At 56.6% G+C, this 11,992-nt stretch carries 10 protein-coding genes and 5 pseudogenes; 8 read left to right on the forward strand and 7 right to left on the reverse strand.

Translation table 11 applies throughout. The annotated features are described in order from the left end of the window. Both K6M89_RS28610 and K6M89_RS28615 read right to left on the reverse strand, forming a co-directional pair. A pseudogene (locus K6M89_RS28610) lies at positions 1–394 on the reverse strand (DDE-type integrase/transposase/recombinase); the annotation flags it as partial. Between the two features lie 33 nt (positions 395–427). Next, positions 428–1,116 (reverse strand): annotated as a pseudogene (locus K6M89_RS28615) (transposase). A gap of 277 nt (positions 1,117–1,393) precedes the next feature. Here K6M89_RS28615 and K6M89_RS31285 point away from each other — a divergent pair. Then, complete coding sequence (locus tag K6M89_RS31285) at positions 1,394–3,010, forward strand: hypothetical protein (RefSeq protein WP_063824132.1); 1,617 nt, start codon at positions 1,394–1,396, stop codon at positions 3,008–3,010. A gap of 31 nt (positions 3,011–3,041) precedes the next feature. Here the strand turns inward: K6M89_RS31285 and K6M89_RS28625 are convergent. Beyond that, positions 3,042–4,221: pseudogene (locus K6M89_RS28625) on the reverse strand (IS256 family transposase). Between the two features lie 53 nt (positions 4,222–4,274). On the opposite strand from K6M89_RS28625, the gene speD reads away from it, so the two are divergent. The 3 genes and pseudogenes from speD to K6M89_RS28635 all read left to right on the forward strand — a co-directional run. After that, positions 4,275–4,760: an adenosylmethionine decarboxylase gene (gene speD, locus K6M89_RS28630; protein WP_018247191.1), complete on the forward strand. Its 486-nt coding sequence runs from the start codon at positions 4,275–4,277 to the stop codon at positions 4,758–4,760. A 173-nt stretch (positions 4,761–4,933) separates the two neighbouring features. Next, positions 4,934–5,032: pseudogene (locus K6M89_RS31925) on the forward strand (IS630 family transposase); the annotation flags it as partial. 138 nt (positions 5,033–5,170) lie between these two features. After that, positions 5,171–5,458 (forward strand): annotated as a pseudogene (locus tag K6M89_RS28635) (reverse transcriptase domain-containing protein); the annotation flags it as partial. A gap of 140 nt (positions 5,459–5,598) precedes the next feature. On the opposite strand, the gene K6M89_RS31800 reads toward K6M89_RS28635, so the two are convergent. Next, complete coding sequence (locus tag K6M89_RS31800) at positions 5,599–5,814, reverse strand: hypothetical protein (RefSeq protein WP_348646384.1); 216 nt, start codon at positions 5,812–5,814, stop codon at positions 5,599–5,601. Here K6M89_RS31800 and K6M89_RS28640 point away from each other — a divergent pair. Beyond that, the gene (locus tag K6M89_RS28640) at positions 5,768–6,163 is read left to right on the forward strand and encodes a hypothetical protein (protein ID WP_155774533.1); all 396 of its coding nucleotides are present in this window, start codon (positions 5,768–5,770) and stop codon (positions 6,161–6,163) included. The two genes, K6M89_RS31800 and K6M89_RS28640, sit on opposite strands and share 47 nt — an antisense overlap. Positions 6,164–6,556: 393 nt before the next feature. On the opposite strand, the gene K6M89_RS28645 is transcribed toward K6M89_RS28640, so the two are convergent. The 3 genes from K6M89_RS28645 to K6M89_RS28655 all read right to left on the reverse strand — a co-directional run bounded on the left by K6M89_RS28645 (position 6,557) and on the right by K6M89_RS28655 (position 8,767). Next, complete coding sequence (locus tag K6M89_RS28645) at positions 6,557–7,084, reverse strand: nuclear transport factor 2 family protein (RefSeq protein WP_004678573.1); 528 nt, start codon at positions 7,082–7,084, stop codon at positions 6,557–6,559. Between the two features lie 229 nt (positions 7,085–7,313). Beyond that, positions 7,314–7,568: a ferredoxin gene (locus K6M89_RS28650; protein WP_004678571.1), complete on the reverse strand. Its 255-nt coding sequence runs from the start codon at positions 7,566–7,568 to the stop codon at positions 7,314–7,316. A gap of 20 nt (positions 7,569–7,588) precedes the next feature. Next, positions 7,589–8,767: a cytochrome P450 gene (locus tag K6M89_RS28655; protein ID WP_018247194.1), complete on the reverse strand. Its 1,179-nt coding sequence runs from the start codon at positions 8,765–8,767 to the stop codon at positions 7,589–7,591. 306 nt (positions 8,768–9,073) lie between these two features. Between K6M89_RS28655 and K6M89_RS28660 the strand changes: the two genes are divergently transcribed. From K6M89_RS28660 to K6M89_RS28670, 3 genes are all read left to right on the forward strand, one after another. Continuing rightward, complete coding sequence (locus K6M89_RS28660; RefSeq protein ID WP_132662505.1) at positions 9,074–9,397, forward strand: hypothetical protein; 324 nt, start codon at positions 9,074–9,076, stop codon at positions 9,395–9,397. Between the two features lie 446 nt (positions 9,398–9,843). Continuing rightward, positions 9,844–10,560: a Crp/Fnr family transcriptional regulator gene (locus K6M89_RS28665; RefSeq protein ID WP_026188843.1), complete on the forward strand. Its 717-nt coding sequence runs from the start codon at positions 9,844–9,846 to the stop codon at positions 10,558–10,560. A gap of 862 nt (positions 10,561–11,422) precedes the next feature. Next, positions 11,423–11,962 (forward strand): peroxiredoxin, encoded by a 540-nt coding sequence (locus K6M89_RS28670; RefSeq protein ID WP_004678566.1) that lies wholly within the window; start codon positions 11,423–11,425, stop codon positions 11,960–11,962. Positions 11,963–11,992: the final 30 nt, after the last annotated feature.

Here is an 11,992-nt window from a genome sequence, read left to right on the forward strand (position 1 = left end):
ACTCGGTCCCTTGGTCGACACGGATCGTTTTCGGATAGCCGGCTTTTTGGCACACCCGTTCAAGGGTTTGCACAACGTCTTCGCCTCTATAGCTATGACGTGGATCAAGCACCGGCACGTAGCGCGAAAAGGTGTCGACCACCGTCAGCACGCGCAGTTTCTTACCCGTTGCGAGTTGGTCGTGAACGAAGTCCATCGCCCAGACGTCGTTGGGTCCGACGGCCATGTGCCGATCCTCGCGAAGCTGGGCTTTTACCCTCCGCTTCGGTGTCTTGTTCCGCAACTGTAGCCCCAAGTCCCTGTAAATGCGGTAGGTTCGCTTGATGTTGGTGCCCCAACCCTCGCGTTCCAAAAGCACATGCACGCGACGATAGCCGTAGCGCACCCGCGTCTCAGAGCCCGATTCAAAAGTTCATTCGTATATCCGTTATCTTGCGATGCGCCTTGTGAGCATTCTGATTGAAGCGATTTGCGCCCATGCGGTTGCGCTTTCGATCGATTTCTCCCAATCCTTGGCGAGACGGCGGCAGCGTCCAAGCCAGGCGAAAGTTCTTTCCACCACCCATCTCTTGGGCAGGACGACGAAGCCCTTGGCGTGATCCGAACGCTTGACCATTTCGATCGTCCAGTCACCATGGCCGCACATTGCTCGCCTCAACTTGGCTCCGGCGTAGCCACCATCGGCGAAGATGTGGCGCAGCCACGGAAAACGGCGGCGGATCGCCTTGAGGACATGGGGTGCGCCGTCGCTACGCTTTGGCTGTCGATAATCCCTGCCGTCGGTTGCGCCTCCCGTCCCTCGATTTCCCGCGCCGCCATCACCAGAAGCTGGTTGATGCTCTGCCACAGTCCGATCGCGCGCCAAGCATAAAAATAACCGCGCACTGTCGAAACCGGCGGAAAATCGCCCGGCAGCATGCGCCATTGGCAGCCGCTCGAGGCGATATAGAGGATCGCCTCCACGACCGAGCGCATATTCGTCGTCCGACGCCGCCCGCCACGACGCGCTGGCGGGATCAGCGGTTTGATCAACGCCCATTCCAGGTCCTTCAAATCACTTGGAAAACGAAGCACGTCTCGGTTATGCTCACGGCGAGCGATAGCAGTCCAGCTCATCGAAACCCCATTTGATTTAGCACCAATAGGGAATCACAACTGCCTGTTATCGCTCAACTTCTTTTAAATCGGGCTCTTAGGCAATTTCGGCGGAGGGCGGATTATCAAATATACCGGGCATTACCACTTGGTGTATTCTGCGTGCTTCGCGGTTATACTAGCCATATTTGTTGTATCAATACTTATGCCATCGGATACGACCGAGTCTAATACCGGAGAAAAGATCGCTTAACCGCCCGAATCATTTCAAAAATATTACAGATAGTGGAGGAAGCCCGTGGGCTTACGTGTAATCGCGTGTTCTGCTCCCCAGTTTTCTCACGGCGAGGCGGGCGAAATGGCATTATCAAGCGCCGATCCGGCAAGCCTCTACAATGCCTGCAGATATGCTGCGTCACTGGCATCCAAGGCGGAAGGTGCATGGGGCGAAAGCAATTGGCGCGGCACCAGGAGTGACAGGCGACAATCAACGCTTCTGCTATCTGACATGGACGATGTGCAGCGAAGGCTAACGCCGCTATTAGTCCGGGTCCGGCCCAATTTAGTTCTCATAGGAGCGATGTCGATATGCTTCCGCGGTGCGATTGAGACAGCGAAATACATCAGAGAGTTTCTAGGCGATGACGTTTGTATCGTTCTTGGCGGTCGCCACGCCACCGAAACAATATATCGGGATGACGAAAATCGTGTAAGACATCATCTAGCGTCCCCTCTGCGGCTAATTGCTGACGGAAAAGTTTCCAGCTGTTTCGACATCGTGCTCTCCGGAGATGGTGAACACTTTATCGCGGAAATTGGGTGCGTCGTAGCTTCCTTGGAAGCAAGAGGTTTTTCGCCAAGGCAGGCGAAATTCTCATTGGGCCACCTGACGACCACCCCGGGGCACTGGATCGCCGGCACAATCATGGACGATCAGGTCCACACTGTGTGCTCTTCGGGCATGCCGCTCGATTATAATGGGATGCCATCCCCAGCCGAAATGTTCGGAATTACAACGAGCTTTGACGTGTTTGGTGGCGCGCCTACCGCGCACGTCTTCAGCGACATCGGGCGTGGCTGTATCTATGATTGTATCTTCTGCAGTGAGAGGATCAGCGTTGTCGGGCCTCCTCGACAGTTCAAGATAAGCCCCCACCGGTTATGCGGCCAACTCGCAGCAGCCCGCCGCGTAGTCAAGGCAGATTACGGCGAAAACTTTCCTGTCTCGGCGTTCATTGAAGACTCAACTCTTCTTGGATGGAATTCGGCCCTCGTAGCCCAGTTTGAAAAGGTATTCGACCCACTCGAAAATCCTGTGCGGCTTGGCGGACAAGCGACCATTGACCAAATTGTCAATAACCCAGCCCTTGCACGAAGACTAGGCCGCATGGGCCTGGAATATCTTTTCATCGGGGTCGAGACACCGCGCCCAGAACTTGTTGGAGGTCTTCACAAGAACATCGCCACCAAGAAGGGTTCGTGGATGGAACGCGGGGACAAAGCAGTTGAGATCTTGTCCGAAGCCGGAATCAAGGTTGGGGTATCCCTCCTATTTGGCATGGGCGAGGGAGCTGCTGAAAGGCAGCAATTGTTTTCGGCCTTAGAAAGCTGGCGGAAAACGGGCTCTCTGATCACAATCAGCATGAACTGGGCCGTCCAACACCCTTTGAGAAACACGGTTCAGGGGAATGAATATACCTATTTGGATTGGGCGGTGTCGCCCGGTCCCATGCTGTCGTTGTTAAGGAATTTTGGCGAGTCCTCTGAGATCTATCCAATTGCCGGCGGTACAAGCCCAGACGAAGCCTCCGTAAAGGATATTCTCCAAGCCACCACGGAGATCATGGCTATGCCGCCTGCACACCCAATGCAAAAGCAAGAAGCGGATCATGTCCCAGGACGTGGTGTAGCTTAGACGACCACGGCTCATCCCAGCCGGATGAGTGTCAGCTTGCTGCTGGCAGGCTGATGAGGGGATCATCGCTCATTGTGGCGATTGTCTCAAGTGTCATGTAGCGGGATCGCTGGACGGCCCATTCATCGTTCTGTTCGAGCAGCAGCGCACCGACCAGGCGCACGATGGCGTCGTCGTTGGGGAAGATGCCGACGACCTCTGTCCGCCGCTTGATCTCGCCGTTCAATCGCTCAATCGGGTTGGTCGAGTGAAGTTTGGCCCAATGCTGCTTGGGACATGTAGGCGAGCACGTCTTGCTCGGCGCTGTCCATAAGACTGGCGAGCTTCGGTACCTTTGGCCTGATCTGGTCGGCGACGTTGCGCCACTGAGTGCTTGCCGCCTCCGGCGTGTCCTGAGCGAAGGCCGTGGCAATGAAGGCGGAGAAAACTCGGCGTCCGCTCTTTCCAGCATGGGCCAAGGTATTGCGCATGAAGTGGACCCTGCAGCGCTGCCAGGTGGCGGAGAGCACCTTCGATACTGCGGCCTTGATGCCCTCATGCGCATCGGAGACAACGAGCTTCACGCCACGCAGACCCCGCCTGGTCAGCTTTCGAAGAAACTCCGTCCAGGTCGCCTCGGCCTCGGACGTGCCGAGCACCTCGCGTCGACCGTCGGTGTTGACGCCGACGGCGATGATTACGGCGACGGAGACAATACGACCACCGCGCCGAACCTTGAGGGAGGTCGCATCGATCCACAGGTAGGGCCATTCTCCTTCGATGGGCCTGTCGAGGAAGACCTTCACCTTCTCATCGATTTCTTCGCACAGCCGGGATACCTGGCTTTTGGAGATGCCGCTCATGCCCATGGCCTTGACGAGGTCATCGACGGATCGGGTCGAAACGCCTTGGATATAGGCTTCTTCGATGACCGCAGTCAGGGCCTTCTCGGCCATCCGGCGTGGTTCGAGAAAGCTCGGGAAATAGCTGCCTGTGCGAAGCTTGGGAATGCGCAGCTCGACGGTGCCCGCCCGTGTCTCCCAATCCCGGTCGCGATAGCCGTTACGCTGGGCCAGTCGGAAGCCATTCTTCTCGCCATAGCCCGCGCCGGTCTTCGTGCCGACCTCCAGCGCCATCAGCTTCTCGGCAGTAAAGCCGATCATCTCGCGCAGCAAATCGGCATCGGCGCTCTTCTCAACGAGTGAGCGCAGGTTCATCATGTCGTCGGTCATCGGTGGTGTCCCTCAGGTTGGCTCAAGCAACCCGACCCTACCGGAAATCACCGATGGCTATGAAATCCAGTTACACCACTCCATTGGACACGATCAAGAAGCGGAGCATATATATGCTGAACGGAGCGCCTAAAGGCGGAATAAATTACCCTAGCTCAGACCGAGTATGCGCCGGAACCCATCTCTTTATCGATATGTGGGATGCAGAAAATACGGGAAATGCTGAAGCGATTGAGGCGGCGGTAGCGCAAGCCGTTCATGACTGCCGCGCAACGATGTTGGAATCGAGTTATAGAAAATATAGCGAAGATGGGGGCGTCACGGGCTTCGCAATTCTCGCTGAATCGCACATTTGCGTAAATACCTGGCACGAAGAACGCATGGTCGCGATAGACGTATTTTTTTGTGGTTCGCTAGACCCGTACGCGAGTATCACCGCGTTGCGCGACGTATTTCGTCCATCCCGGATCGATATTAGCGAGCACAAGCGTCTTCTTGGAACAAGAATAACGCATCCAAATATTGTGGAAGCGCTTTAGCCGAAAGTATTCTCCGAAATCGAGGCGGAACATGTCTAGACAAATCGTTTTCGTGCGCGAAAAATACCCTTCTGAATTCCGCACTATGATCGTGCCGAATGAAGTGCCGTACTACACAGAAAAGGGCTTTGAGGTATTCGTCGAGCTTGGTATCGGCGAAAAAATTGGCTTTGCGGAACCAGCCGGATGTCCTAAAGCGCCGGCGTGTCTGGTTCGACGGCCAACTGAATCTCGATCCAGAACAGCTGATCTTCATCGACGAAAGTGTGCTGCAGAGGCACGGAAGGAGTTCAGTATGAGCTAACCCCGTAACGTGAAGCTGCGTGAATGATGGAGGATGGCCCTCCGGGATCGGCTTTCAGGAGCGGGTCTCAAACCAGTCCGAGCTGCTGCGGTAAAGAGCCGTGGTGGCTGGGGCTTACTTTCCGCCGCCGGTGCGCGTCGTCTCCATTCCAAAGAAGACCGGAGGCGAAAGGGTTTTGGGTGTGCCGACGGTCAGTGATCGGATCGCTCAGATGGTGGTCAAGCAGATGATTGAGCCGGATTTAGAGCCGCTCTTCTTGCCAGACTCCTATGGCTACAGGCCGATGAAGTCGGCTTTGGATGCCGTTGGGGTAACGCGTCAGCGGTGCTGGAAGTACGATTGGGTTCTGGAATTCGACATCAAAGGGCTGTTCGACAATCTTCCGCATGATCTCTTTAATCGAAACCCCATTTTGTCGTCGAACGCTCGTTGCGTGATCGCCCTTGATGAGAAACCCTTTTAGCCAGTTCCAACGCCGCGGCCGGACATGGGGCAACCATTGCCCGATTGACCCCAGTCTCCAACTTAAGTGGCTCAGCTCTCTTCAATGAGGCCACAGCTAGCAAGGGCAGAGACGAAATCGTGAACGTCGCATTTGGTGACGTCATACCGTTCTGATTTAAGCTCGCTCAGTATCCTTGGTAGTGTATGCTCGCCGTCCAGTTTCGAAACCAAACCGGCGACCCAAGGCGGAGGAGATTGGATGATCTTTCTTGATTTCTGGGATTCCTTCCAATTCGAGCCTTTCATTTGGCCCAACCCATCGCTGGCGATTTTCCAGCTTGTCAAGAAGTATAAGGCGGCTTCGGGAGGCCCATACGGTCGTATGAAGCCCCACTTCACCATTACGGTCGACTCGGCGCCCATTGCTGATAAACAAAACTCCAATCTCTCGGCATGTGGTAGATCCAAAAATCGTGCCAGCTGCAAAAAGAGCCTAGGAAAAGTTTTCCTATTTGCTCGGAGCCTAAATGCAACTGCATCAACAGCGCCCGAACAATATCGCGTCGCGTTTCAACAAATCGGCAGCGCCGCATGCGCGCCAATCAACCGCAGACGAGGGAGAAAACTCCGAGCAGCTCCGGCAGTGTTCTGGTAAGCGCGTCGCCGTGTTCCGCAAAGCGGCGCACAACGGCAGCGCCTATGCAGTCCGCCCCGCCATGACAAGCGCAATGCGCGCAGTGGAGTGCTCGGCAGGAGGGAAGAGTTCGGCTCGTGGCGTCCCGGGCATGGCGGGTGCGCCTACCCCGGTTACTAAACGATCTCCAGCCACCGTCGACGGTCACCACAGACCCGGTGACGCTTGCGCGCTGGCGAGAAAGCGCACCGCTCGGGCAATTTTGTCTGGACGCGCCACGCGACCCATTGGCACCCGGCTGCGCACCGCGGTGAGGTCTATCTTGCCCGCGCGTTCAAGTTCCGAAACCATCGGCATGCGCACGTAAAAGTTCCCTGACCAACGTTGACGATCTCGAGGCTGAATCCTGATCGATCAAGTCTCACTTTCACCCTCTTGAAGGAATGCAGTCTTCCTAAATGCGTAGACGGGGTCATCGGGACATGATGCTCCGATCGGCTGCCGGTGGCCGAACTGCTCAGTCTCGGATGCCGCGGCCAAGATCTGCTCCTCGACTAGATCATAGACCACCGTCCGTTCGGCAATTCTCCAATCCCCTCCCTTTTTCAGGAACAGATCGCAATAGCGGCCGCAGATCAGGGCCTGACTTAGCGTTCCGGCCTTGTTCGGTGCGCGTTGCAGTGCGGCGAAGTAACTTTCGACGGCGGCTTTTTCCGGGCTGCTGAACTCAATCAGAATGTTCGTGATTTGATGGATGTTGCGCGGTCCCGTCTTGAAGACACCAAGGGCGAACTCGATGAAGCCCTCGGCCGAACCGGAATAGGTCCCGTGATTGTCACGTGCATCGGGCCAGTAGGAACTGCGCAGCGCCCTTTCATCGGCGCGGTCTATCCCGCGGCAATACCGATAGAGGCAGTCGCGGAGCGCCTCGCGGTCGAGCAATTCGGTAATTTTTTTTGTGTTTCATCGCTTGTCGCACATCTGATATTGGGGCGCTTACCCATCCAGTGACGCAGCCAGCTTTCAACTGCTCGGCTGACGTAAGGAAAAACCCTCCCTCTGCTTAGGCATGCATGTAAACAACTGCCCTTAGAAGTAGACATCAATGGGAGAGCTGCGGGTAAGGTGTTTGGACAGCGACGGCGCCGTCATGCACCAGTTGCGTTGCGTTTCAACCCCCACAATGTTGGTTGAACAAAAGGCGATCGAGCAACGCATCCGAAACGCAATCTATCTCCAGCGCACGTTCAGGGCAGGATCGAGCGCCTCGCGACGCGAACAGTTCGTCCCTCTCCTCGACATCGATTGCACCGGGCAGTATGTATCCCTCGTCGTCAAGATTGAATATTTCGGGCGCTTGGGCCCAGCATCTTGCATGACCTTGGCATTTGGAAGTGTGCACTATGACGCGCATACGGTACTCCATGTCTTTCCTCCTCTCAATTATCAGGACCAGTCCAGGATCAGATTCTCTATTCCAAACACGTGGCCCCCATAGGTGATGGGCGCCGTACCATCCTTGATACGGAAGTCAGGGATGCGCGACAGCCACTCCTCCAGGCCGATGACGATCTCTCGCCGGGCAAGGTGTGATCCAAGACAGCGATGGGGACCGTACGCAAAAGCGGTGTGGCGATTGTCTTCTCGTGCCAAATCGATCGTGTTCGGATTTTCGAATTCCACCGGATCACGATTGGCAATCATCGTGGCGCAGGAAATGTAGTCCCCCTTACGGATCGGCGCGCCTTCGAAATTGATATCTTTCGTCGCCACACGGATCATCTGCACGGTCGAATAGGCGCGAAGCAGTTCTTCGGCTGCGAGCACAATTCGATCCGGTTTGCTCCGCAGCAATTCCTGTTCTGTCGGATTGCGCGCGAGATAGGCCAGGTCAAAGCCGATCGCCGTTGCCACGGTGTCCAGTCCCGCGACGAATAGAAGCACGCCTATTCCATGGATTTCCTGGTCTCTCAACAGGCGGCCGTCGACCTTTGCCTGCACGACGAAGGTCATGAAATCGTCGGCCGGTTCTTTGCGGCGCATCGCTGCAAGTTCATCGATGAACGCCAAAATTGTTCGGGCGGCTGCGGTTCGTCTGATGCCGTCGCCGTGGAGCAGGTCCTTCCCCCAGCCCACGAATGTATTGAGGCGCTCATCGGATAAGCCGAGCAAACGGAGGAAGATACTAACCGCAAAAGGAAAGGCGAAGTCCGTCAAGATGTCGCAGCTTGTGCTCGACGCGGAAATCTTGGAAATCAACGCAATCGCCCGATCACGGACCGCCGGTTCAAGCTCCATTATCCGCCTGGGCGAAAGCAGCGGATTGAGAAGTGAGCGAAACACGCTGTGAGCCGGGGGGTCGAGTTCAAGCGGGATCAGCGGCCAGTTTTCGCCAAGCGCCGAGGCGAAAAGGCTCCGATGGCTGGAAAAGGTTCCGGTGTCCTGCAGCAATTTGCGTTGGTCCTGAGCGCGAACGATGACCCAGGTACCTCGGCCATCGCGCGTATTGCAGGGAGAATAAAAGATTCTCGGTCCATTATGGAGGCAAGCGACAGCTGCGTGCGGATCCCCATTTGGCATGCGCTCCATGCCGGGCGACGTGAACAGGCTGAAGTCCTTCACCATTTCGGGAGGGACATGTTCTGGAACCCTAATGGTAGCCACTGCTTTTCTCCTGTCATCAAAGCCCCTTCGCCGAGAACGAATTCTCCTCGGAGAGGGAGCGAGCAAAATCGTTGAGCGCCAGATTTCCAATCTCAGCAGCGCGAGGCGCCAATGACATGCGATGCAGCGATCAGATCGCCGTGCGGCTCGAAATCCACGCTGCTTTGTTGGCCGAAGTCGAAATTTCTTGGATGCCTCGCCCGCCCTTCCGGTCGACATCGGATTTTCACGGGTACCTCTCTTCCGGTAAATGCGTTCTGAGCACAGATGCATTTTGATTTCCTCCGCTCCATGGCGGTCACCAAAGAAACCGGCCGACAGTCCTTGCCGCCCCGCAAGAAGAACTTCAAAGTTCATGCCAATTTGATTGATTTGGCCGGAAAGAAATTTTTCAATTGCCTTTCAGCGCTTTGGCTCAAGGCAGAACAAAGATTGGCTGATCAAGGCCGTGTCGCGCATCTAACAAAACCCGACATCAGGTGCCGGATGCCATCTATTCAGGTGCGACTTTTTCCCAGCCACCACAGCCGGGGGCCAGAGACAGCGCGACGAGCAACGAATGTCCTGATGTACTGCGATGCAGTGGGATAGCTTGAGGGTGGGTAGCTTTGAATTGTGGCATCGAGCTAGCGGCGGAATTCCGGGAAAAGCTCGAAGCGTGCTACTCCTTTGTCCTGAATGTCAGTTCTACCAGCCCGACGACACCACCCTAAGAGTCGGCGGCAATCTGCCGATTGGGTGTTGTCTGACAGCAATGGATATGGTGGCCTACCGTCCGCCGAGACGGAAGGCGATGGCCGCAGAAAGCCCGCTCAAGCGGCGGGCCGAAAATGCCGTCCGAAACAAATCCACAAAACTGCCCTGCCTGGCACGGCAAGAGCGTGGGTACGGAGATTTGATCTGGATCAAATCGCAATCCTGATGAAATTGATAGCCATCAAAGACGCGCTGGAAGAAATAGGGATAGCCGAAGTCGCAACGGCCGCGTGGTCGTCTCGGGCATGTCCGGCATAGGCGGTTTTCGAAGGGATCAGGACATGGACGTCGCACGCGGTGAGGTTCTCGTGATTAGCACTTCCGTCGCTTGCCGTTCCTGCCAGGCGCGGCACGGCGTCGTTTGCGGCGCCTTGTCGGCTGGCCAGCTTAGCGAACTTGGCCGCCACTCGCTGCGCCGCAAGGTCGACGCAGGCTGCGAGATCATTGCACAAGGATCGGAAAACTCTTTCTATTCGAACATCACGCGCGGCGTGGTGAAGCTCTGCAAGGTGATGTCGGACGGGCGCCAGCAGATCGTTGGCCTGCAATTCGCCCCCGATTTCGTCGGCCGCCCCTTCGTGCGCGAAAGCACGCTGTCGGCCGAGGCCGCGACCGATGCGGAGATCTGCGTGTTCCCCCGCAATTTGCTCGAACGCATGATATTGGAGACTAGGGAATTGCAGCGTAGCCTGCACGCTCAGGCGCTGAACGAGCTGGATGCCGCGCGCGAATGGATGCTGACGCTCGGCCGGCGGACCGCCGAGGAGAAGGTCGCAAGCCTGCTCCACCTCATTGCCGCCCACGCCGAGACGGCGACGAGCACTGCCTTCGATCTGCCGCTATCGCGTGCCGAGATTGCCGACTTTCTCGGGCTGACGATCGAAACCGTCAGCCGCCAGTTGACCCGGCTTCGCAAAGAGGGCGTCATCCGCATCGAGAACATCCGGCATATCACCGTGCCCGACATGGATGCGCTCGCAAAGAAAATCAGCGGGTAATTGCCACCCGCGTATCGCCAGCGTAAAGAACTAGGCGGCATTGTCGGGATGCAGACGGACGTGCCGGGCGCTACCACATCGAGCATTCCGGGCGAGAAAACTTCTAGTCCCGGAGCCGCCGGCTTGCAGCTCGGGATAGCCGCCGGGCAGGTGGGTGGCGTCGCCATCGGCGCCGGGCGCCCAGCACGTCGCCAGCGAGCTGAGCGGTGAGTGGTGAATGGAACAAAATATCAGCTCCGCGGCGACGTCAGCCGAGCAACAAATGCTCGTAGGCCAAAGGCTACATAGCGCGACCCGGGTGCCGGTCGGCATCAGCCGATCGATATTGGCGGCTGCGAGCTCTTCACGCCCCCAACCTGCGGATATCCGCCATCGTCGTCTTCTGTGACGAAATTATCGGAGCCGTTTGCGTTTCACCATTTTTCGATGCGCGGTCCGAGCCTGGCGCCCCCTTTTGTCGGACCTCAAACTTTCTTGTGCAGTTTCAAACAAGAAAACGTGCGCGGGTAGACATACGCACGAGCAGAACCTCAAGCCCCGTGACCCGCGCCTTCCCGCCGCGACCGGACTGGCGGGCAGTATGCTAAGGTTCTAAAAGGCGACAGAGAAACCTTGATCGAGATGCGGTCGGAAGTAGCCGAAACAGCGCCCGGCCGTCAGCGCGGCACAACGGCTTCACAATTCGCTCGCCCGCACGAGCAGCGCACGAGTGCGGCGACGAAGGCCCTGTGCTGACCGCAAGTCCATCTCCTTCAGGCCAAATGGCATGACGCTTGCTTGCCCTGGCGTGTGGGCCGAGGTCGGATTCGTGTTAGCCGTGACTGAGAGGCCGCAAATAAATTTTCCTAGAGGAGCTTCATTGATGACCATGGAAAAGCAGGTCCCTATTGTCACCTTTCGCACGCGGGTTCGCGACGAGTCTATATCCGGTCCCAACCCCTACCGCTGGGAAGACAAGACGACCGACGACTATTTCAGCGGTAAGCGGGTAATCCTTTTTTCGCTGCCGGGCGCCTTCACGCCAATCTGCTCCACCTTCCAACTGCCTGATTTCGAAAGTCTTTATGTCGAGTTTAAGAAGAATGGCATTGACGACATCTACTGTCTCTCCGTCAACGATGCCTTCGTCATGAATGCTTGGGGCAAGTCTCAGGGGTTGAAAAATGTCAAGCTTATCCCGGACGGTTCGGGAGAATTCACTCGGAAAATGGGTATGCTCGTCGCCAAGGACAATCTCGGTTTCGGTCTGCGCTCCTGGCGCTACGCTGCCGTGATCAATAATGGCGTCGTGGAGGGGTGGTTCGAGGAAGAAGGCTTTGGCGACAACTGCGCGACCGATCCGTATGGCGTTTCTTCGCCGCAAAACATTTTGAAATGCCTTAAGGCCCCAGCCTTCGTATGAGCATTGAAGCCAACGACCAGCAGCTACGAC

This window comes from Rhizobium croatiense, from assembly GCF_019793465.1.
Taxonomy (GTDB): domain Bacteria; phylum Pseudomonadota; class Alphaproteobacteria; order Rhizobiales; family Rhizobiaceae; genus Rhizobium; species Rhizobium croatiense.